Annotated in this window: 20 protein-coding genes; 5 read left to right on the top strand and 15 right to left on the bottom strand. The window is 72.1% G+C overall.

Going from position 1 to position 19454, the window contains the following annotated elements; translation table 11 throughout:
* Positions 1-28 precede the first annotated feature (28 nt).
* From ACFYVL_RS13855 to ACFYVL_RS13840, 4 genes are all read right to left on the bottom strand, one after another.
* On the bottom strand, positions 29-1117 hold the full coding sequence (locus ACFYVL_RS13855; RefSeq protein WP_389244111.1) for a PDZ domain-containing protein: 1089 nt from the start codon (positions 1115-1117) through the stop codon (positions 29-31).
* A 102-nt stretch (positions 1118-1219) separates the two neighbouring features.
* Positions 1220-1390 carry a hypothetical protein gene (locus ACFYVL_RS13850; protein WP_389244109.1) on the bottom strand — a complete coding sequence of 57 codons (171 nt, stop codon included), beginning with the start codon at positions 1388-1390 and terminating at the stop codon, positions 1220-1222.
* Positions 1391-1573: 183 nt separating this feature from the next.
* Positions 1574-2062 (bottom strand): molybdenum cofactor biosynthesis protein MoaE, encoded by a 489-nt coding sequence (locus tag ACFYVL_RS13845; RefSeq protein WP_389244106.1) that lies wholly within the window; start codon positions 2060-2062, stop codon positions 1574-1576.
* A 179-nt stretch (positions 2063-2241) separates the two neighbouring features.
* Positions 2242-3372 (bottom strand): SDR family oxidoreductase, encoded by a 1131-nt coding sequence (locus tag ACFYVL_RS13840; protein WP_389244104.1) that lies wholly within the window; start codon positions 3370-3372, stop codon positions 2242-2244.
* A 192-nt stretch (positions 3373-3564) separates the two neighbouring features.
* Here ACFYVL_RS13840 and ACFYVL_RS13835 point away from each other — a divergent pair, with 192 nt between their 5' ends.
* Positions 3565-5043 (top strand): zinc-dependent metalloprotease, encoded by a 1479-nt coding sequence (locus tag ACFYVL_RS13835; RefSeq protein WP_389244101.1) that lies wholly within the window; start codon positions 3565-3567, stop codon positions 5041-5043.
* Complete coding sequence (locus tag ACFYVL_RS13830) at positions 5040-5561, top strand: NUDIX hydrolase (protein ID WP_389244098.1); 522 nt, start codon at positions 5040-5042, stop codon at positions 5559-5561. Before ACFYVL_RS13835 ends, ACFYVL_RS13830 begins: the two co-directional genes overlap by 4 nt.
* 69 nt (positions 5562-5630) lie before the next feature.
* Here ACFYVL_RS13830 and ACFYVL_RS13825 read toward each other — a convergent pair whose 3' ends face one another.
* From ACFYVL_RS13825 to ACFYVL_RS13810, 4 genes are all read right to left on the bottom strand, one after another.
* The gene (locus ACFYVL_RS13825; protein ID WP_389244096.1) at positions 5631-6386 is read right to left on the bottom strand and encodes an AIM24 family protein; all 756 of its coding nucleotides are present in this window, start codon (positions 6384-6386) and stop codon (positions 5631-5633) included.
* A 17-nt stretch (positions 6387-6403) separates the two neighbouring features.
* Positions 6404-7084, bottom strand: a complete 681-nt coding sequence (locus tag ACFYVL_RS13820) for an AIM24 family protein (RefSeq protein WP_389244094.1) — start codon at positions 7082-7084, stop codon at positions 6404-6406.
* 14 nt (positions 7085-7098) lie between these two features.
* Positions 7099-8838, bottom strand: a complete 1740-nt coding sequence (locus ACFYVL_RS13815; protein ID WP_389244092.1) for a TerD family protein — start codon at positions 8836-8838, stop codon at positions 7099-7101.
* Between the two features lie 164 nt (positions 8839-9002).
* A complete protein-coding gene (locus ACFYVL_RS13810; RefSeq protein WP_389244089.1) occupies positions 9003-9545 on the bottom strand; it encodes a M48 family metallopeptidase in 543 nt (180 codons plus the stop codon).
* A 220-nt stretch (positions 9546-9765) separates the two neighbouring features.
* Here ACFYVL_RS13810 and ACFYVL_RS13805 point away from each other — a divergent pair, with 220 nt between their 5' ends.
* Both ACFYVL_RS13805 and ACFYVL_RS13800 read left to right on the top strand, forming a co-directional pair.
* A complete protein-coding gene (locus ACFYVL_RS13805; RefSeq protein ID WP_389244086.1) occupies positions 9766-10938 on the top strand; it encodes a ThiF family adenylyltransferase in 1173 nt (390 codons plus the stop codon).
* 64 nt (positions 10939-11002) lie between these two features.
* Positions 11003-12430 carry an ABC1 kinase family protein gene (locus tag ACFYVL_RS13800; RefSeq protein ID WP_389244084.1) on the top strand — a complete coding sequence of 476 codons (1428 nt, stop codon included), beginning with the start codon at positions 11003-11005 and terminating at the stop codon, positions 12428-12430.
* Positions 12431-12443: 13 nt separating this feature from the next.
* On the opposite strand, the gene ACFYVL_RS13795 is transcribed toward ACFYVL_RS13800, so the two are convergent.
* The 5 genes from ACFYVL_RS13795 to ACFYVL_RS13775 all read right to left on the bottom strand — a co-directional run bounded on the left by ACFYVL_RS13795 (position 12444) and on the right by ACFYVL_RS13775 (position 16371).
* Positions 12444-12668, bottom strand: coding sequence for a hypothetical protein (locus tag ACFYVL_RS13795; protein ID WP_389244230.1), 225 nt, complete (start codon positions 12666-12668; stop codon positions 12444-12446).
* Positions 12669-12811: 143 nt separating this feature from the next.
* Entirely contained in the window at positions 12812-13141 is a 330-nt protein-coding gene (locus tag ACFYVL_RS13790) for a hypothetical protein (RefSeq protein ID WP_389244082.1), read from the bottom strand.
* The gene (locus ACFYVL_RS13785; protein ID WP_389244080.1) at positions 13138-13506 is read right to left on the bottom strand and encodes a WhiB family transcriptional regulator; all 369 of its coding nucleotides are present in this window, start codon (positions 13504-13506) and stop codon (positions 13138-13140) included. The genes ACFYVL_RS13790 and ACFYVL_RS13785 overlap by 4 nt, the downstream gene beginning before the upstream one ends.
* A gap of 173 nt (positions 13507-13679) precedes the next feature.
* Positions 13680-13991 (bottom strand): hypothetical protein, encoded by a 312-nt coding sequence (locus ACFYVL_RS13780; RefSeq protein WP_389244224.1) that lies wholly within the window; start codon positions 13989-13991, stop codon positions 13680-13682.
* A gap of 196 nt (positions 13992-14187) precedes the next feature.
* A complete protein-coding gene (locus ACFYVL_RS13775) occupies positions 14188-16371 on the bottom strand; it encodes an ATP-dependent DNA helicase UvrD2 (RefSeq protein WP_389244078.1) in 2184 nt (727 codons plus the stop codon).
* A 165-nt stretch (positions 16372-16536) separates the two neighbouring features.
* Here ACFYVL_RS13775 and ACFYVL_RS13770 point away from each other — a divergent pair, with 165 nt between their 5' ends.
* On the top strand, positions 16537-16794 hold the full coding sequence (locus tag ACFYVL_RS13770) for a mycoredoxin (RefSeq protein ID WP_389244076.1): 258 nt from the start codon (positions 16537-16539) through the stop codon (positions 16792-16794).
* Positions 16795-16905: 111 nt separating this feature from the next.
* Here the strand turns inward: ACFYVL_RS13770 and nudC are convergent, their stop codons facing one another.
* Both nudC and ACFYVL_RS13760 read right to left on the bottom strand, forming a co-directional pair.
* Positions 16906-17793 (bottom strand): NAD(+) diphosphatase, encoded by an 888-nt coding sequence (gene nudC / locus ACFYVL_RS13765; RefSeq protein ID WP_389244222.1) that lies wholly within the window; start codon positions 17791-17793, stop codon positions 16906-16908.
* 255 nt (positions 17794-18048) lie between these two features.
* Complete coding sequence (locus tag ACFYVL_RS13760; RefSeq protein WP_389244074.1) at positions 18049-19446, bottom strand: dipeptidase; 1398 nt, start codon at positions 19444-19446, stop codon at positions 18049-18051.
* Positions 19447-19454: the final 8 nt, after the last annotated feature.

Raw genomic sequence — 19454 nt, 5'->3', positions numbered from 1 at the left:
CGCCCCGGCGTCCGGACCCTGGGGACGCTCAGCCCTTGGCGCACTTCGGCAGGCCGGCCGTGGCTCCCTTGCCGATGCCCTCCATCGACTTGAGCGCGTCGTCGATGGTGTTGACCTTGACCAGGGTGAGCCCGTCCGGGACGTCGGCCGCGGCGGTGGCGCAGTTCTCGGCGGGGGTCAGGAAGTACTCGGCGCCCGCCTTGCGCGCGCCGACCAGCTTCATCTGGATGCCGCCGATCGGGCCGACCTTGCCCTTCTCGTCGATCGTGCCGGTGCCGGCGACGAACCTGCCGCCCGTCATGTCGCCCGGGGTCAGCTTGTCGACGATGCCGAGCGAGAACATCAGGCCCGCGCTCGGGCCGCCCACATCGGCCAGCTTGATGTCGATGGTGAACGGGAAGGTGTGGTCGGTCCCGGCCTGGATGCCGACGATCGCCCGGCCGTTGTCCTCGGCCCGCTTCGTGGTGACGGAGACCTTCTCCGAGGTGGTGGGGTCCTTGTGGGCCTTCTCCGCGGCGGCCGCGTCCTTGGCGGGCACGACGGTGAAGACGACCTTCTCGCCGGGCTTGCGCCGGGTGACCAGCTGGGAGACGTCGCCCGGCTCGGTGACCTTCTTGCCGTCGACCTCCTTGATGACGTCGCCGGCGTGCAGCCTGCCCTCGGCGGGACTGTCCTTGACGACGCTCGCCACGACCACGCGGGTGGCGACGGGGAGCTTCAGCGCCTTGAGGGCGGCGACCTTGGCGCTCTCCTGGGACTGGCTGAACTCCTCGGCGTTCTCCTGCGAGGACTCCTCCTCGGTCTTGCCGTCCGGGTAGAGCGTGTCGTGCGGGACGACGACGCTGTCGTGCGCCAGCCAGCCGGCGACCGCCTCGACGAGGTTCATGGAGTAGTCGGCGCCGGTGACGCGGACCGTGGTCATGTTGAGGTGACCGGTCGTCGGGTACGTCTTGTGGCCGGAGATCTGCAGGACCGGTTCGCCACCGGCCTCGCCGAGGGTGTTCACCGTCGGGCCCGGGGACATCTCCGAGTAGGGCACTTTGATGAGGACGCCCGCGCAGAGAAGTGCGATCAGAACGAGGGTGGAGGCGAGCATCGTCGCAGTGCGGCGTGGCATGGAACGACAGTACGGGACGGGCCCGGACGTGCACCGCTGGGGCCGGTCCGTACGGGGCTCGGGCGCTCTCTCGTACGGGTTCCCGCGCTCCGGGAGCCCCCGTCAGGCGGCGTCGGAACCGGAGTGGGACTTCTGCATGGCTTCGCGGAACTTCTCGTAGCCGGCGAGCTCGGCGACATCGCCGGTGGTGCGATTGCGGGCAGCCCAACTACCCCATATCGCAGCGCCGACGGCCGCAAAAAGCGGAATCAACAGCCAGGCAAGTGCAGCCATTCCGACCTCCCGACCCAGTGAGCGACCGCTGAACAATCCGGACGATCGCAGCCAGCCGATCAGCAGATTAACTATCGGCTGCTTCAACGCTCGGGCCAGGGGTCGGGTTACGCAAATCGGTGCGGTGTCAATGAGCCGTGTTCGCGGGCGTTTGCCCAGGACAATTGCCCGGCGGGGGGCTTGCTAACAGGCCCCGACCCACTCCTCGGTACCGTCCGAGAACGTCTGGTGCTTCCAGATCGGCACCTCGTGCTTGAGGTTGTCGATCAGCATCCGGCAGGCGTCGAAGGCCTCGGCGCGGTGCGGGCAGGAGACGGCCACCACGACCGCCAGGTCCCCCACCGCGAGGTCGCCCACCCGGTGGACGGCGGCCAGCGCCCGCACCGGGAACTTCGCGACGACCTGCTCGGCCACCCGGCGCATCTCGGCCTCCGCGCTCGGGTGGCAGGAGTAGCCCAGCGCGTCGACGTCGGCGCCCCCGTCGTGGTTGCGCACGGTGCCGACGAACAGGGCGGTGCCGCCCGCCGCGTCGTCGCCCGCGGCCCGGAACACCTCGTCCAGGGAGAGCGGGGTGTCGCGGATCGCGAGCAGCCGGATCGGATCCTGCGCCGCCCGTTCGCCCGGGTGGGTGGACGGGTCGGTGGACGCGGGGGTGCTGGAGGTGCCTGCCATGTGCCCATCGTGCCGCACCGGAACGACAACGCGGAATAGAGCTATCCACCGGCACGCGCGCGTGGCGCCTGTGGCCTCCTACAGCTGGGCTGCGGGAGACGCGCCGGAGCCAGGCGCGGGCGCCGCCCGGCGGGAGCCGTACCGGAGCCCAGGCGCGGGCGCGCCCGGCGGGTGCCCCCTCAGATGCGGCGGCGGGCCTTGCGGGCGCGGCGCACCAGTGCCGCCGTACCGAGCAGGGCGACCGTCGCACCGGCGGCACCGGCCGCCGTGGCGTCCTTGCGGCCGAGTCGGCGGCCCGCGACGGTGTGCCGGCCCGCCACCTCCTCCAGGAGCTGGGCGAGCACCTCCTCGTTGGTCCAGCGGGGCCGCCAGCCCGCGTCGTGCAGCCGCGAGACGCTGACCACCCAGGGGTGCATCGTGTACGCGAGGTCGCCCGCCGGGGACGGGGTGAGGCCGATGCGGTGCAGCCGGGCGGCGGCGCCGAGCGCGACGGCGGAGGGCAGTTCCATCCGGCGGATGCCGCTGAGTTCCTCGACCTCCTCCTGCTCCAGCCAGCCGTCGCAGCCGACCGCCAGTTCGCCCTCGACCTTCTCCAGGACGGCGTACTCCAGGGCGCTGACCAGGTCCTCGACGTGGCAGAACTGCCAGGTCGGGCGGGATCCGGCGGCGACCAGCAGGCGCGGCGACTCGAAGTAGCGGGTGAGGGCGGTGTCCGTGCCGCCGACGAGGACCGCGGGGCGGACCACGGTGACGTTGAGGCCGGGGTGGGCGCGCGGGGCACGGCGGCCCAGGCGCTCGACCTCCAGCAGGTCGCCGACCCCGGTGGCCTCCGCGGTGGCGCGCAGTTCGGCGTCCTCGGAGAGCGGGATGTCGTTGTCCGGGAGGGCGCCGTAGACCATGGCGGAGGTGCACAGCACGACCCGGTGCACCCCCGCGGCGGCGGCCGCGGTGAGGACCGTCTGGGTGCCGCGCACGTTGTACGCCGTGCGGGCGGCCGGGTCGGTCTCCAGGTCGAGGTCCAGGGCGAGGTGGACGACGACGTCGGCGCCGCGCAGCTTCTCGGCGATGGCCGGGTCGCGGACGTCGAGGATGTGCCACTGCACCTCGGCGCTCTCGCCGCGCCGCTCGTCGATCGCGACGACCTGCTTGATCTCCTCGCAGGCGGCGAGCCGCGCGGTCAGCAGGGCGCCGACACCGGACGCGGCACCGGTGACCGCGACGACCGGGCCGCGGGTGGCGGGGGTTGAACGGTTTCGCGCTGCGCGAACCTCTGAATCTGTTGCTCGAACCTTGGGATCTGGGGAACTCACCGGGCGTCTCCAGCGGTTGTCTTCAGTACGTACGCGAGTTGGCGCGTACGGACCAGGTGGCGTCCATCCTGCCGCAGGCCCCGGGTCGGCGGAGCACCGAGACCGGAATCCGGTTGTGGTGTCTACGCTGGGTGGTGATGTCGGGCAGCCGCCGTCGGCACGAGCCGGCGGCCCTACGAGCCGAGGAAACCCGTGAGTGACACCCCATTCGGATTCGGCCTTCCGCCGGAGGAGCCGGAGGACGGCGACGGCAAGAAGAAGGACCCTGCCGGTGGTGGGCAGGGTTCCGGTGATCCGCAGAACCCCTTCGGGTTCGGCGGACTGCCCGGCATGGGCGGGATGGGCGGTGACAATCCCTTCGCCGCCATGTTCGGCTCCATGAACCCGAACGACCTGGGTGCCGCCTTCCAGCAGCTCGGCCAGATGCTGAGCTACGAGGGCGGTCCCGTGAACTGGGACATGGCCAAGGACATCGCCCGGCAGACCGTCGCCCAGGGCACCTCCGACGGCACCAAGGACGCCAGCGTGAGCCCCGGCGAGCGGTCCGCGGTCGAGGAGGCCGTGCGCCTGGCCGACCACTGGCTGGACGACGTGACCTCGCTGCCCTCGGGCGCGACCACCGCCGTGGCGTGGAGCCGGGCCGAGTGGGTCGAGGCGACGCTGCCCGCGTGGCAGCAGCTGGTGGACCCGGTCGCGGAGCGGGTCGGCGCGGCCATGGGCGATGTGATGCCCAAGGAGATGCAGGCCATGGCGGGCCCGCTGATCGGCATGATGCGCTCGATGGGCGGCGCCATGTTCGGCCAGCAGATCGGGCAGGCCATCGGTGTGCTGGCGGGTGAGGTGACCGGGTCCACGGACATCGGTCTGCCGCTGGGGCCGGCAGGCAAGGCCGCGCTCCTGCCGCTGAATGTGGACGCGTTCGGCAAGGACCTGGGCGTCGACAAGAACGAGATCCGGCTGTACCTGGCCCTGCGCGAGGCCGCCCACCAGCGGCTCTTCGCCCACGTGCCGTGGCTGCGCTCGCACCTGTTCGGTGCGGTCGAGGGCTATGCGCGCGGGATCACCGTGGACACCTCGAAGCTGGAGGAGGCGGTCGGCGGGCTCGACCCGTCCAACCCCGAGCAGCTGCAGGAGGCGCTCCAGCAGGGCATGTTCCAGCCGGAGGACACCCCGGCACAGAAGGCCGCCCTGGCCCGTCTGGAGACGGCGCTGGCGCTGGTCGAGGGCTGGGTGGACGCGGTCGTGCACGAGGCCGCGAAGCCCCGGCTGACCTCGGCCGACGCGCTGCGCGAGACGCTGCGCAGGCGGCGGGCCTCCGGCGGTCCGGCCGAGCAGACCTTCGCGACGCTGGTGGGCATGCAGCTGCGTCCGCGCCGGCTGCGGGACGCCGCCCGCCTGTGGGCCTCGCTCACCGACGCGCGGGGTCACGAGGGCCGCGACGGGCTGTGGGAGCACCCGGACATGCTGCCGACGGCGGCTGACCTGGACGACCCGGACGGGTTCGTGCACCGCGAGCAGATGGACTTCTCCGAGCTGGACAAGATGCTCGGCGAGGCGGCGGGCGGCGCGACCGGCTCCGCGTCCGGCTCCGCGTCGGGCGAGAAGCCGAACCTGACGAAGGACGACGCGGGCGACGAGGACTCCGACGGGAAGGGTGACGGCGCCAAGTGACCCTGCACGACGACGCGGTCCTCGTCCTCAAGGGGTACGAGGACCAGGCCGAGCTGCGCCAGCAGTACCTGGACCACCTCGCGGCGCACCCGGACGGGATGTGGAAGGCGTGCCACGCCGGCCACCTCACGGCCAGCGCGCTGGTGGTGGACCCGGAGCGCGGGCGGGTGCTGCTGACGCTGCACAAGAAGCTGAAGATGTGGCTCCAGATGGGCGGTCACTGCGAGCCGGGTGACACCACGGTCGCGGAGGCGGCGCTGCGGGAGGCCACCGAGGAGTCCGGGATCCCCGGTCTGACCCTGCTGCCGGGCGGTCCGGTGCGCCTGGACCGGCACCCGATTCCGGCACCGTGCCACTGGCACCTGGATCTCCAGTACGTGGCACTGGCCCCGGCCGGTGCCGTCGAGGCGATCAGCGACGAGTCGGACGACCTGCGCTGGTTCGGCTACGACGAGGTCGCGGCGGTCGCCGACGAGTCGGTCGTACGGCTGGTGGAGCGGGCGCGCGCGGCGCTGTAGCGCTTGCGGCGCGATCCCATGAGTAAGGGGCGGCCTCCTGGAGGCCGCCCCTTACTTCTTGTCCGCGTATCAGTTCCAGGCGTTGTTCTGGTTCTGGCCGTGGGCGCCCTGCTGGCCCATGCCGTACTGGGCGGCCATGCCCTGGCCGATCACCGCGTTCTGCGGCGGCATGACCTCGCTTGGCTGGACCAGCACGATGCCCTGGCCGAGGAAGCTCAGCTCCCAGCCCTCACCGGTGCTGCCGCGCCGGCGGCGTACGCCCGCCGAGTGCGTCTGGGCCTGCATCTGCACCCGCAGCGACGCCGACCAGGCGACCACCGCGTCCGCGTCGCAGCTGATGTAGCGGTCGGGCGTGACCTGCATCATCAGCGGCTGTCCCGAGGTCATCAGGGCGACCTTGCCGCGGCCGGAGATGTTCATCTGGTACTTGCCGGAGCCGGAGATCCCGTACTGGCTGTCCACCGCGACGACCTCGGTGTGCAGTGCGGAGTCGAGCGCCAGCACGTAGCTGCTGTCGACGGTGAGGCCGTCCTGGTCGACGTCCACCACGTGGATGTACTGGGCGAGGTTGGCGAGGAAGACGGTGCCCTGCCCGGAGCAGCGCATCAGGTCCAGGCCCTCGCCGGTGTTGGCGCGGGCGCGCTGCTGCTGCTGCGAGACGTACTCGCCGTCGAACTCCATCAGCCCCTGGTAGGCGACCATGCTGCCCTTGCGGGCGAGGACGTCGTCGTGGCCGGTGAGGGCGACCCGCAGCAGCTGCGGGTTCTGCGCGGTGTAGCGCTCGGTGGACTGCTGTTCCGTGTAGCCGAAAAGCGGGCTCTGCATGATGTTCCGTATCCCCCTCAGTGCCTGATCCGCAGGCGGTCCGAGCTGTCCTCGCTCGGCTGGACGACGACGATGCCCTCGCCGGAGAACGCCATCTGGTAGGCCTCGCCGCTGCCCCGGCCGATCAGCGAGGACGCCTTGAAGCTGCGCTTGCCCTTGACCTTGAGGTTCGGGGACCAGGCGACCAGGGCGTCGGGGTCGACGTACGTCTCGTCCTCGCCGCGTCCGCAGTCGACCACGATCGGGGTGCCGCGCGAGGTGAGCGCGACCCAGCCGGAGCCGGAGACCTTGACGTTCCACAGGCCCTGGCCCGCGAACTTGGCCAGGCCCTTGACCCGCTCGACGCCCCACTGGAGGGAGGCGTCGAAGGCCAGGAGGTTGGTGCCGTTGACGGAGAGGGAGTCGTTGTTGAGGTTGATCACCACGACGTCCGCGCCGTAGTCGGCGAGGTAGAGCAGGCCGTCGCCGGAGCACTTCATGACGGGCGCGCCCTCGCCGGTGATCCACTGCGAGGCGATCTGGCGGACCGCCGGCGGGTTGGGCTCGTACTGGACGAAGCCCTCGTAGGCGACCATCGAGCCGGTGCGCGCGTACACGTCCTGGCCGGTGACCATGGCGATCTTGACCATGGAGCGGCCGTGGTTCTCCATACGGGCCGCCACGGGTGTCGGGGCGTAGCCCGCGAGCTGCTGGTTCATATCTTCGGGCTCCCTCAGACCTCGTACGGCTGGACGACGATGAAGTTCCCGGGGGCTCCCCGGAACTGGAGGTTCACGGTCTCTCCGCTGTGCCCGGGGAACGCCTGGCGGCGCAGCCTGACCTGGCTGGAGAGGATCACCTGCGACGCCGCGGACCAGGCCACGATGGCGTTGCTGTCGGCGAAGGTGGTGGGGGTGACCGGCAGGACCACGGGGACGCCCTGGGTCTTCACCACGACGGTGCCGGTGCCGTGGAACATCATCGTGAAGAGCGCGCCGCCGGGGATGCCGTGGCCCTCGATGCGGCGGACCTCGTGCTGGAGGGTCTCGTCGAACGCGAGGACGTTCTCGGCGGAGACGCAGATGCCGTCGCCCTGGAGCTCGATGGGGTGCAGGTGGGAGGCGTTCTCGGCGAAGAAGACCTGGCCCTGGCCGGTACAGCGCATCAGCTGCATCTCCTGGCCGGTGGCGTTGCCGATCACGCGGCCCTTGAACCCGGCGCCCTTGTAGCTGAAGTCGACCTTGCCCTGGTACATCACCATGCTGCCCTGGCGGGCGAGGACGGGGGTGCCGTTGTTGCCGAGGTCGACCCGCATGAGCTGCTCGTTCTGCGGGGTCCAGCGCTGGCCGGTGGGGGTCTCGCGGTACTTCTGCAGGGCTGCCTGGAGACCGGGGGCGGCCGGCTGCGGCGCCATGCCCTGCGGCGGCATTCCGGGCTGGCCCATGCCGGGCGGGGGCATCCCGGGCTGCTGCTGACCGTAGGGCTGCTGGCCGTGCGGCGGCTGCTGGCCGTAGGGCTGGTGGTGCTGCGGCTGGCCGTACGGGCCGGGGGCGGGCGGAGCCGGGGCCGGGGCGGCCGGCGGGTAGCCGTACTGGCCGCCCTGGCTCTGCTGTCCGGGGACCTGGCCGAACTGCTGGGGCGGCTGGGGTGCCTGCGGTGCGTGCGGCGGCTGGCCGTAGGGCTGCTGGCCCTGCGGGTGCAGCGGTGCCGCTATGGTCTGCGCGGCGTGCACCGACGGGACGGCGGGGGCCGGGGGCTGGGGCGCGGGGGGCTGCGGCGCGGGGGCCTGGGGTGCCGGGGCCTGGGGCGCGGGGGCCTGCGGTGCGTGCTGCTGGGCCGGGGCGCCGAAGGACGGGGCGGGCTGCGGCGGCACTCCGGCCTGGGCGGGCGGGGCGAATCCGGGGGTGGCGCCCTGCTGCGGGGCCGGGGCGGCGGGCTGCTCCTCCTCGGCGACCTCGCCGCCGAAGTTCTTCAGCAGCGCTTCCAGACCGCCGTCGAAACCCTGCCCGACGGCGGCGAAGCGCCACACGTCCTTGAGGTAGAAGTCGCCGAGCATCACCGCGCGCTCGGTGGTGAACTCCGAGCCGTTGAAGGAGTACCGGGCGACCTCCTCGCCGCCCGCGACGATCCGGACGTACCCGGGGCCCGCCTGCGACATCTGTCCCGCGCCGTCGATCGTGGCGGTGAAGGACAGCTTCTGGATGTGCTGCGGGATGCGGTCGAGGGTGACGCGGAACGACTCTGTGTCACCGGCCTGCGGACCCAGGAGCTGCATCGACTCCTCGGGCGACTTGGGCTGGTTGAAGAAGATGAAATACCGGTCGTCGGTCAGCTGCTCGTTCGCGTCGAGGCCGAAGCAGCTGATGTCGAAGGTCAGCCCGGGACCGCCGATCTGCACGCCTACGTACAGATCCGTCCCCGCTGTGAGGTCACTGATCTTGGCCTTGTGGCCGCGTTGGAAGTCCCTGGCCATACGTAACGACCGTCCCCCGTCCCGAATGTGGATACGTCGCGCCAGGCTAACCGCTATCTCCGACAGTGAGGCAAGCCGGTACACAGTCGGTACAGATCGCCGCGTGCCGGGCGGGGACACCCGGTGCCGCGCGCCCGGGGAAGTGCCGCGGGCCGCACGGAGAGTTACTCGCCGCGCGTCCTGGGCAGGTGCGGGAGGCGGTCGGCGGCGACCACACCTTCGAGGTACCCGCGGGCCCGCTCGGTGCGCGGGTACGCCTCCAGGAGCCGCCAGAAGGGGGCGCCGTGGCCGGGCACGAGCAGATGGGCCAGCTCGTGCAGGAGCACGTAGTCGATCACGTACTCCGGCATGCCCTGGAGTCGGTGGGAGAGGCGGATGCTGCCCTCGGCGGGGGTGCACGAGCCCCAGCGGGTGTTCTGGTTGGTCACCCAGCGCACCGAAGCGGGGCGGGCCCGGCCCTCGAAGTACTGGCCGGAGAGCCGTCCGGCCCGCTCGGTGAGGTCGTCGTCGCCGAGGGTGCGCCTGCTCTCCTGGGCGGCGAGCTTGTCGAGCATCACGCCCACCCAGCGCTGCTCCTCGGCCTCCGACATCCGGGCCGGGATGAGCACGATCGTGCGGTCTCCCTCGCGGTACGCGGAGACGGTGCGGCTGCGTCGGGCACTCCTGCGGACCTCGACGGCGAAGCGGGGGGAGGGGTCGGCTGGCACGCCCCGACGTTACCCGCTGTACGCGACGGAAGTCCTGCCTCCGGGCGCTTCCGGCCGGAACCGCACCGGTCGTGTCCTGCGGGGCCACCACTTGTACGACTAATGCCCCGCCCTGTGGACAACTTTCGGCACGACCGGGCGGAACGCCGCATCGTGGAGTTCGCGGGACCGGAGCGGCGACGCGGAGAACGGACACGGGCGGGGAACGGGAGGGACGCAGATGCATCCGAGGGTGAAGCCTGCGCTGCGGCGGGCCTGGCGGGACCGGCAGAGCGTGCAGTTCGGGGTGACGGCCGCGCACGCGGTGCTGGTGGGACCGGTGGACACGGCGACCGGCAATCTGCTCGACCTGCTGGACGGGACCCGCGGCATACCGCTGCTGCGGGCGGAGGGGGCCGCGCTGGGCCTGCGGGAGGGGCAGGTGGACGGTGTGGTGGAGCGGCTCGCCGCGGCGGGACTGATCGACGACGTCGCGGCGGGCGGCCCGGCGGCGGACGCGCTGCGGAGCCGGGCCGGGGTGCTGGACCGGCTGCGGCCGGACCTGGCCTCGCTGGACGTGGTGCATCCGGAGCCGGGCGGCGGGGCCCGGCGGCTCGCGGCGCGCGGGTCGGCGCGGGTGCAGGTGCGCGGCGCGGGGCGGGTCGGCGCGACGCTCGCCTCGGTGCTCGCCGCCTCGGGGGTGGGCCGGGTCGATGTGCTGGACGGCGGCACGGTGGAGCCTTGGGACGTGGCGCCCGGCGGGATGCCGGCCGATGCGGTCGGGGTGCGGCGGGACGCCGCCGCCGGGCAGGCGGTGCGGCGGTGCGCCCCCGGGCGGGCGCCACGGGCGCGGGCAGGTCCCGCGGAGCCGGGCGGGGACGGCGGGCCGGGGCTGTCACTGGTCGTGGTGGCACCCCGGGACGGGCTGGCGGCGTACGTGCCGGATCCCGCGACGGCGGAACCGTGGATGGCGTCCGGCGTTCCGCATCTGTACGCGGGGGTGATGGAGGCGACGGGGGTGGTGGGGCCGCTGGTGCTGCCGGGCGGGACGGCATGTGCCGGGTGTCTGGCACTGGCGCGCAGGGAGCTGGATCCCGGGTGGCCCAGGATGCTCGCCCAGTGGCGCTCGGGGCGCCGTGCCGGGGCGGACGGCGGGGCGGGGGCCTGCGACGTCGCGCTGGCGACCGCGGTGGCGGGGCTGGCCGCCGCGCACGCGCTGGCGTTCCTGGACGGTGAGCTGCCGTCGAGCACCGGGGCCCGCTGGGAGACGGCGCTCCCCCTTCTCGACTGGCGCTCGCACCACCTCGTGGCGCGCCGTGACTGCGGTTGCGGTGCTGGTGGGGAGCCGGATGAGGACGCGGAGGGGGACGTGGCCTCGGGGGGCTTGATGCCGCACGACACAATGGCCGGGTAGGCGCCGTCCAAGGGCACTGTCACGGGGTCCGTGCGGCGCGGCTGTCTGGGATTTGGAGGGGCGCATGTCTGATCTTCCCCGGAAGGCGGTAACCCGTACCGCCAAGCTGGCCGCGTTGCCGCTGGGCTTCGCCGGCCGGACCGCCTGGGGCCTCGGCAAGCGGATCGGCGGCAAGTCCGCCGAGATCGTCGGCCGGGAACTGCAGCAGCGTACGGCGGAGCAGCTCTTCAAGGTGCTGGGAGAGCTGAAGGGCGGGGCGATGAAGTTCGGGCAGGCGCTGTCCGTCTTCGAGTCCGCGCTGCCGGAGGAGGTCGCGGGCCCCTACCGGGCGGCGCTGACCAAGCTCCAGGAGGCCGCACCGCCGATGCCGACGCGCACGGTGCACGCGGTACTGGTGGAGCGGCTGGGCGAGGACTGGCGGGAGTTGTTCCAGGAGTTCGAGGACAAGCCGTCGGCCGCCGCGTCCATCGGGCAGGTGCACCGGGCGGTGTGGCACGACGGGCGGACGGTGGCCGTCAAGGTGCAGTACCCGGGGGCCGGTGAGGCACTGCTGTCCGACCTGAACCAGCTGGGCCGGTTCGCGAAGCTGCTGGGTCCGCTGATTCCGGGCATGGACATCAAGCCGCTGATCGCGGAGCTGCGCGACCGGGTGTCGGAGGAGCTGGACTACGAGCTGGAGGCGCGGGCCCAGCGCGAGCACGCGGCGGAGTTCGCGGACGACCCGGACGTGGTGGTGCCGGACGTGGTGCACCAGTGCGACCAGGTCCTGGTCACCGAGTGGATGGACGGCATCCCGCTGGCCGAGATCATCTCCGACGGCACCCAGGAGCAGCGGGACCGGGCTGGGCAGTTGCTGGCCCGCTTCCTGTTCTCCGGACCGGCCCGCACCGGGCTGCTGCACGCGGACCCGCACCCGGGCAACTTCCGGCTGCTGCCCGCCGTACCGGGCGAGGACGGGGACGAAGGGACCGGGGACGACGGGACCGGGGACGGGGAGTCCGGTGAAGGGGCGTGGCGGCTGGGGGTGCTGGACTTCGGGACCGTGGACCGGCTGCCCGGCGGACTGCCGCGCACGATCGGCGACTCGCTGCGGATGACGCTGGAGGGCGATGCCGACGCGGTGTACGCGATGCTCTGCGACGAGGGGTTCGTCAAGGAGGACATCGAGCTGGACCCGGGCGCGGTGCTGGACTACCTGGTGCCGATCATCGAACCGGCGCTGGCCGAGGAGTTCACCTTCACCCGCGGCTGGCTGCGTCAGCAGGCCGGCCGGATAGCGGATGTCCGCTCCCCCGCACACCAGTTGGGCAAGCAGCTGAATCTGCCGCCCGCCTATCTGCTGATCCACCGGGTCACGCTCAGCACCATCGGGGTGCTCTGTCAGCTGGGTGCGACGGTGCGGCTGCGCGACGAACTGGAGGTGTGGCTGCCGGGCTTCCTCGCCGACGAGGAGGAGACGGAGACCGAGACGCCGCAGTCCAGGGCCGAGTAGTCAGGGCCCCGGTTCACCACCAGGACGAGTCGAGGCGGCCCTCGATCGCCCGGAGGTGGGTGCGGGCGCAGTCGACGCAGTAGTGGCGTCGGCTGCCGTTCTCCACGGAGAGGGTCCAGGTCACCGGGGGTCCCTGGGCGACGGCACCGCACCGGGCGCACACCACGCGCTCCGCGCCGTCGTCGCCGCCCTCGTCGTCGGGGCCCGTCCGCCCGGAGAACTCGTTCTGCGATTCCACCCCTCGACGATAGCCCCGCTCCCCCGCCACGCACCGCCGCGCCGCCGCTGCCTGCGGTGCGGCCCCGGGCATGCCGAAGGGGCCGGTCCACCGGGACCGGCCCCTTCGTCGTTGTGCGTGCTACGGCTGACCGCGGCGGTCGACTACTGCATGACCGCCATGGCCAGCGCCCGCCGCGCCCGGAGCGACACGCGCTCCGCACGCCGCTGCATCCGCCGGGCGGCGACCAGGCGCACGGCCTGGCGTTCCGCTTCGGCTTCCTGCATGCGCTCTTGCATATGCGCACGGGCCAAGGCTTCTGGGATGAGTTGCATCTCGCGGGTCCTGTTCTGACGCGAGGCGTTCGCGCCGATGGTGCTGACGGTCGAGGTTGCCGAGCCGGACGGCTCGTACGTGGTGGGGGTCATCGGGTCCTGCTTCTGGGGATCGTGCGTGTGGGGGCGGTCGATGGGTCCTGTGCCGGTGATGTTCATGCCGCGACCGGGTTCTTGCGCGGACGGCCACGCGGACGCTTGCGGGCGACGACCACGCCCTGGACGAACAGCTCGCCACCCCAGACGCCCCAGGGCTCGCGGCGCTCCTTGGCACCGGCGAGGCAGGCCTCGACCAGCGGGCAGGTGCGGCAGAGCGACTTGGCGTACTCGACGTCGGCCGGGGACTCGGCGAAGAAGACCTCCGGGTCGTACGAACGGCAGGGGACGGGCACGCCGAGGTTCTCGATGGCGTCGTCGAGCGCGGTGAGCGCGGTGAGGGGAGTCAAGGTCGGGTCCTCCGTGGAGCCGGGCGGCGGGATCGGGTGGGAAGTCGGTACGGACGGGGCGTGCGTGTCGAGTTGCACGGTGGTGGATTCCTCGTCTGTTCGTGCCGGCCTGTTGACCGGTTGTTGGTGGGTACCGGGTGGTTCTTGGTCCCGAGGCCCCTTCGCTCCGTGCTTCCCGTTCGGGAAAAACAGAAGGGCCGCGGATCCCGGGTGGGGTTCCGCGGCCCTGAAGGCGCCGGTCTGATCGTCGATCAGACTGGATCACTCCAGGGTTCGAGCCCACGGAAGGCCCACATCTTGTGCTGGTGCTGCTGCGTCGTCCGCGTCTTGGATCCGGCACCGGTCGCCGCAAACGCATAGGCCTTGGCCTGTGCCTTCGCTACTGCTGCTTCCGGTGCCTCGGTCGGTCGCTCATTGCCCTCCCGGACGGGGAGGCTCGCCAGGGACGCCGGGCTGACGGCAGCGAGGCCGGACAGACCGGTGCCACGCAGCGAAGCGGCAGAGGCGGCGGCAATGATCGAAGAGCCGAGAGTGCAGGCGGCGGAGACCGAGTGATCGGTCATTTTGGTGAAGGTGATGGAGCTGGTCACTGGAATCGCCTCCTCTCGGCGTCTAGGGGTCCCGGCCGGAGCTGGAACACGCGTATTCGGATAAGTACAGCACGAAAACAGGGCCTCAGAGAAGAGCCGCTGTTCCCGTGGTTAAGAACCTATGGGGCCTTGCGGGAGAAGCGCAAACTATTTTTTCGACGAGTTTTCCTCAGTCCTCGCCCGGGTCCTCCTCCAGCTCCTGGCCTGCGCAGAGAGCCAGAACCTCGGTCCCGTACAGCCTGGTCTTGCGGACGCCGACTCCGGCGATCATGGCGAGGTCGCCCTCGGCCTCGGGCTGCGCCTCGGCGATCGCCATCAGCGTCTTGTCGGTGAAGACGCAGTACCCGGGCAGCCCGGCCCGGCCGGCCTGCCGCTCGCGCCAGTCGTGCAGCCGCTCGTACAGGCCCTCGTCCATGTCGGAGGGGCAGTCCTCGCAGCGCCTGAGTTTCATCTCGCCGCCGTCGATGAGGGTCCTGCCGCACACCCGGCACCGGATCGGCCCGCGGTAGGTGCGCGGCTTGGTGCCGGGAGCGGCCCCCGTCGCGCCTGCGGCGCTTCCCGCGGCGGCACGGGCGACCTGACTGCCCGAGCCGGGCCGCAGGCCCTTCAGGAAGCGGCTGGCGGTGCGGTGGGGTCGGCCGCCGGGCGAGCGGGAGAGCGCCCAGGACAGGCCGAGGTGGACCCGGGCCCGGGTGACACCGACGTACAGCAGCCGGCGCTCCTCCTCCAGCTGCTCCTCGGTCTTCGCGTAGGTGATCGGCATCATGCCCTCGGTGAGGCCGACCAGGAACACGGCGTCCCACTCCAGTCCCTTCGCCGCGTGCAGCGAGGCGAGGGTGACGCCCTGGACGGTGGGCGCGTGCTGGGCGGCGTCGCGCTCCATGAGTTCCTGGAGCAGGGTGTCGAGGGTGGCGCCGGGGTGCGCCTTGGCGAAGTCCTCGGCGAGGCGGGCCAGCGCGGCCAGCGACTCCCAGCGGTCGCGGACCGCGCCGGAGCCGGCCGGCGGGGTCGGTTTCCAGCCGTTGCCGCTGAGCACGGCGCGGACCTGTGCGGGCAGCCCGTCGACACCGTCGAGCAGGGCGTCGTTGCGGCCGAAGCGGGCCGCGCTGCGCAGGGCGGCGATCGCCTCGCGCACCTCGGGCCGCTCGAAGAACCGCTCCGCGCCGCGCAGCTGGTAGGGCACCCCGGCGTCGGCGAGGGCCTGCTCGTACACCTCGGACTGGGCGTTGATCCGGTACAGCACGGCGATCTCGCCGGCCGGGACGCCCGCGGCGATCAGGTCGCGGACGCGCCGGGCGGTGCCCTCCGCCTCGGCGGGCTCGTCCCCGTACTCGCGAAAGACGGGGGCGGGGCCCGGCTCGCGCTGGGAGATCAGCTCCAGCCGCTGTTCGGCGGCGCGCCCGGTGGCCGGGGCGAGGACGCCGTTGGCCAGGTGGACGACCTGGGGGGTGGAGCGGTAGTCGCGGATCAGCTTGACGACGGTGGCGTCCGGATGGCGGGTGCGGAAGTTGAGGAGGTGGTCGGGGGTGGCGCCGGTGAAGGAGTAGATCGTCTGGTTGGCGTCGCCGACCACGCACAGGCTGTCGCGGTCGCCCACCCACAGGTCGAGCAGCCGCTGCTGGAGCGGGCTGACGTCCTGGTACTCGTCGACGACGAAGTGCTGGTACTGGCGGCGGAACTCGTCGGCGATCAGGTGCTGGTCCTGGAGGATGCCGACGGTGAGCAGCAGCACGTCCTCGAAGTCGATGACCGAGCGCTCGCGCTTGAGCTGCTCGTACATCGCGTAGATCTGGCTGATTTCCGACGGGGTGCGGGGCGCTTCGCGGTGGGCCTTGGCGATCTCGGCGGGGTAGTCGCCGGGGACGATCTGGGTGACCTTGGCCCATTCGATCTCGGCCGTGACGTCCCGAAGCTCACCGCGGTCGAGGCGGATGCCGAGATGTCCGGCGGCCTCCGCGACCAGCTGCACCTTGCGTTCGATCAGGCGTGGCAGCTCGCCGCCGACGGCCTTGGGCCAGAAGTAGCGGAGCTGGCGCAGGGCGGCGGCGTGGAAGGTGCGGACCTGGACGCCGCCCGCGCCGAGCTGGCGGAGCCGGCCGCGCATCTCGCCCGCGGCACGGGTGGTGAAGGTCACGGCGAGCATGCTGTTCGCCTCGAAGGTGCCCAGCCGCACTCCGTACGCGATCCGGTGGGTGATCGCGCGGGTCTTGCCCGTACCCGCTCCGGCCAGGACGCACACCGGACCGTGCAGGGCGGTGGCGACCTCGCGCTGCTCGGGGTCGAGCCCGTCGAGCACCGCGTCGGCCGTCTCCGGGACCTGCGGGAAAAGGGAGGAGTGCGTTGCTGCTGTCACCCTGCCATGCTGCCAGGTTCGCCGGGACTGCTGCGGCGGTTGTCCACAGGGGGCGTGGAGTGGTCGTACTAATGCGGGAATGGGGTCGGGGTCGCGTACGTTCGAGTGACTGGGAAGTACGGACAAGTACGTGACACCCCAGCCAAACAGAGGAGCAAGAGGGACATGTCGGGCACCGTGACGATGTACAGCACCACGTGGTGCGGCTACTGCCGCCGCCTCAAGAGCCAGATGGACCGTGAGGGCATCGCGTACACCGAGGTCAACATCGAGCACGACGCCGACTCGGCCGCGTTCGTCGAGAAGGCCAACGGTGGCAACCAGACCGTCCCGACGCTGCTCGTGGTGTCCGAGGCCGGCTCCGAGTCCGTGATGACGAACCCGTCGCTCGCCCAGGTCAAGCAGGCACTGGCCGCCGCCTGACCGGGAGCACCGGCAGCTCCGGGAGCACCAGGGGCACCGGGAGCACCGGAAGTTACGAGAGAACCGCCGCCCGGCGTGAAGCGGGCGGCGGTTCTCGTGCGTCCGGGTGCCTCAGGCCGCGTGGCCCGGCTTCGGCAGCGGCTTGCCGTACCAGAGCTCGATGAGGCGGGCCGCGATGGAGATGCCGTACGGCGGCAGCACCTCGCCGGAGGCGAACGCGGCGGCCAGGTCGTCGCGGGAGAACCAGCGGGCCTCCTCGATCTCCTCACCGTCGACATTGATCTCCGAGCTGGTCGCACGGGCCATGAAGCCGAGCATCAGGCTGGAGGGGAACGGCCAGGGCTGGCTGGCGACGTACTCGACGTCTCCGACGGTGACGCCCGCCTCCTCGAAGACCTCGCGGGCCACCGACTGCTCGATGGACTCGCCCGGCTCGACGAAGCCCGCCAGCGTCGAGAAGCGGCCCTCCGGCCAGTGCACCTGGCGGCCCAGCAGCGCGCGGTCCTCGTCGTCGGTGACCAGCATGATCACGGCCGGGTCGGTGCGCGGGTAGTGCTCGGCGCCGCACGCCTGGCAGCGGCGGATGTGCCCGGCGGCGGCGATGACGGTGCGCTCGCCGCAGCGGGAGCAGAAGCGGTGCAGCCGCTGCCAGTTCTCCAGCGCGACCGCGTGCACCATCAGCCCGGCGTCGCGGGGCGGGAGCAGCAGCCCCGCCTCGCGCAGGCCCGCCGCACGCGCCGACTGGTCCATCCGGCCCGGCAGGGTGTCCTTCTGGAGCGCGAAGTAGCTGACGCCGTCCTCGTCGGTGCCCAGGAAGTAGCGGTGGGTCTCGGTGAGAGGGGCCTCGAAGGCCGGGGTCATGACCAGTTCGGTGCGGCCGTCGGGGGTGTCGTCGATCAGGGCCTGGCCGCCGGAGACGACGAAGACCCGGGTGGAGGGGTGGCTCCACGCGGCGGCCAGCCACGCCTCGTCCATGCGGTGGTGGGCGGCGCGGTCGATGCCGCTGGCGGCGGCGAGCGCGAGGGGACGGTCCGGTGCCGGTCCCCCGGTCGCGGTGGTGCCGTCGTTCGGGCCGGTGGCGCCGTTGTCGTCGGCGGTGCCGCCGGTGCCGTTGGTTCCGGCGGTGGTACTGGTGCTGGTGCTCACAGGTGCTTCCAACTCCCCCGGGTGGATCGGGATTCTGTTCTGCTCAGCGGTTGTCCTGCTCCGCTCGGCGGACCGGGCTGCGGTCCGTCCGCCGGGCGGTCCTGCTGGTCAGCCGTGGTGCTGTGCGGCGAGGTCGCCCCACAGGTACGCGGTGGTCTCGACGCCCTTGAGCAGCAGGTCGAGCTCGACCTTCTCGTTGGGCGCGTGCCAGCCGTCGGAAGGTACGGAGATGCCCAGGAAGAGCACCGGCGCACCGAGCACGTCCTGGAGGTCGGCGGCCGGACCGGACCCGCCCTCGCGGGTGAAGCGGATCTGCTGCCCGAAGGCGCGCCCCATGGCCCGTACGACGGACTGCAGGGCGGGGTGGTCCAGCGGGGTCAGGCACGGGCGGGTGGCGGCGCCGAAGACGGTCTCGTGCCGGATGCCGGCCGGGACGCGGGCGGCGACCCACTCCCGTACCGCCTGCTCGATCTTGTCCGGGTCCTGGCCCGCGACCAGCCGGAAGGAGAGCTTCAGCTCGGCGGAGGCGGGGACGATCGTCTTGCCGCCGGGGCCCTGGTAGCCGCCGCCGATGCCGTTGACCTCGGCGGTCGGGCGGGCCCAGATGCGCTCCAGGGTGGAGTACCCGGCCTCGCCGTGGGTGGCGTACGACTTGGCCGTGCGCAGCCACTGGTCCTCGTCGAAGGGCAGCTCGGCGAAGAGTTCGCGCTCGCGGTCGGTGAGCGGGGCGATGCCGTCGTAGAAGCCGGGGACGGTGACGCGGCCGTCCTCGTCGTGCAGGGCGGCGACCACCCGGGCGGCCACGGTCGCCGGGTTGGGCACCGCGCCGCCGAACGAGCCGGAGTGGATGTCCTGGTCGGGGCCGCGGAAGGTGATCTCGCAGTCGGCCAGGCCGCGCATGCCGGTGCAGACGGTCGGGGTGTCCTCGGCCCACATGCCGGTGTCGGAGACGATCACCGCGTCCGCGGCGAGGCGCTCGCGGCGCTCCTCGATCAGCGCGCGGAAGTGCGGGGAGCCGGACTCCTCCTCGCCCTCGATCAGCAGCTTGAGGTTGACGGCGGGGGCGGTGCGGCCGGTGGCGGCGAGGTGGGCGCGGACGCCGAGGGTGTGGAAGAACACCTGGCCCTTGTCGTCGGCGGCACCGCGCGCGTACATCCGGCCGTCGACGGTGGTCGGCTCGAACGGCTCCGTGTGCCAGCCGTCCTCGCGGGCGGCGGGCTGGACGTCGTGGTGGCCGTAGACCAGCACGGTCGGGGCGTCCTCGTCTCCGGAGGGCCACTCGGCGAACACCGCCGGGGCACCGTCCGTGGGCCACACCTCGGTGACCGGGAAGCCGGTCTCCGCGAGCTTCGCGGCCAGCCAGTCGGCACTGCGCCGTACGTCCTCGGCGTGCTCGGGCTGGGCCGAGACTGAGGGGATGCGGAGCCACTCCGCGAGGTCCGCGAGGAAGGCGGTGCGGTGCTGGTCGATGTACGTACGGACGGCGCTGTCCGGGGTGTCGCTCATGACCTTGA

Origin of the sequence: Streptomyces sp. NPDC004111 (assembly GCF_042874215.1) — a bacterium.
Taxonomy (GTDB): domain Bacteria; phylum Actinomycetota; class Actinomycetes; order Streptomycetales; family Streptomycetaceae; genus Streptomyces.
This window is presented reverse-complemented; position numbering and strand designations above follow the sequence as displayed.

What these genes read in the sequence shown, in the direction of transcription:
- ACFYVL_RS13825 (WP_389244096.1), bottom strand. Translation starts at nt 6,386, where the DNA reads ATGCAGAGCCCGCTTTTCGGCTACACGGAACAGCAGTCCACCGAGCGC.
- ACFYVL_RS13850 (WP_389244109.1), bottom strand. Translation starts at nt 1,390, where the DNA reads ATGGCTGCACTTGCCTGGCTGTTGATTCCGCTTTTTGCGGCCGTCGGC.
- ACFYVL_RS13815 (WP_389244092.1), bottom strand. Translation starts at nt 8,838, where the DNA reads ATGGCCAGGGACTTCCAACGCGGCCACAAGGCCAAGATCAGTGACCTC.
- ACFYVL_RS13780 (WP_389244224.1), bottom strand. Translation starts at nt 13,991, where the DNA reads ATGACCGATCACTCGGTCTCCGCCGCCTGCACTCTCGGCTCTTCGATC.
- ACFYVL_RS13800 (WP_389244084.1), top strand. Translation starts at nt 11,003, where the DNA reads ATGTCTGATCTTCCCCGGAAGGCGGTAACCCGTACCGCCAAGCTGGCC.
- ACFYVL_RS13760 (WP_389244074.1), bottom strand. Translation starts at nt 19,446, where the DNA reads ATGAGCGACACCCCGGACAGCGCCGTCCGTACGTACATCGACCAGCAC.
- ACFYVL_RS13845 (WP_389244106.1), bottom strand. Translation starts at nt 2,062, where the DNA reads ATGGCAGGCACCTCCAGCACCCCCGCGTCCACCGACCCGTCCACCCAC.
- ACFYVL_RS13820 (WP_389244094.1), bottom strand. Translation starts at nt 7,084, where the DNA reads ATGAACCAGCAGCTCGCGGGCTACGCCCCGACACCCGTGGCGGCCCGT.
- ACFYVL_RS13805 (WP_389244086.1), top strand. Translation starts at nt 9,766, where the DNA reads ATGCATCCGAGGGTGAAGCCTGCGCTGCGGCGGGCCTGGCGGGACCGG.
- ACFYVL_RS13770 (WP_389244076.1), top strand. Translation starts at nt 16,537, where the DNA reads ATGTCGGGCACCGTGACGATGTACAGCACCACGTGGTGCGGCTACTGC.
- ACFYVL_RS13855 (WP_389244111.1), bottom strand. Translation starts at nt 1,117, where the DNA reads ATGCCACGCCGCACTGCGACGATGCTCGCCTCCACCCTCGTTCTGATC.
- ACFYVL_RS13790 (WP_389244082.1), bottom strand. Translation starts at nt 13,141, where the DNA reads ATGAACATCACCGGCACAGGACCCATCGACCGCCCCCACACGCACGAT.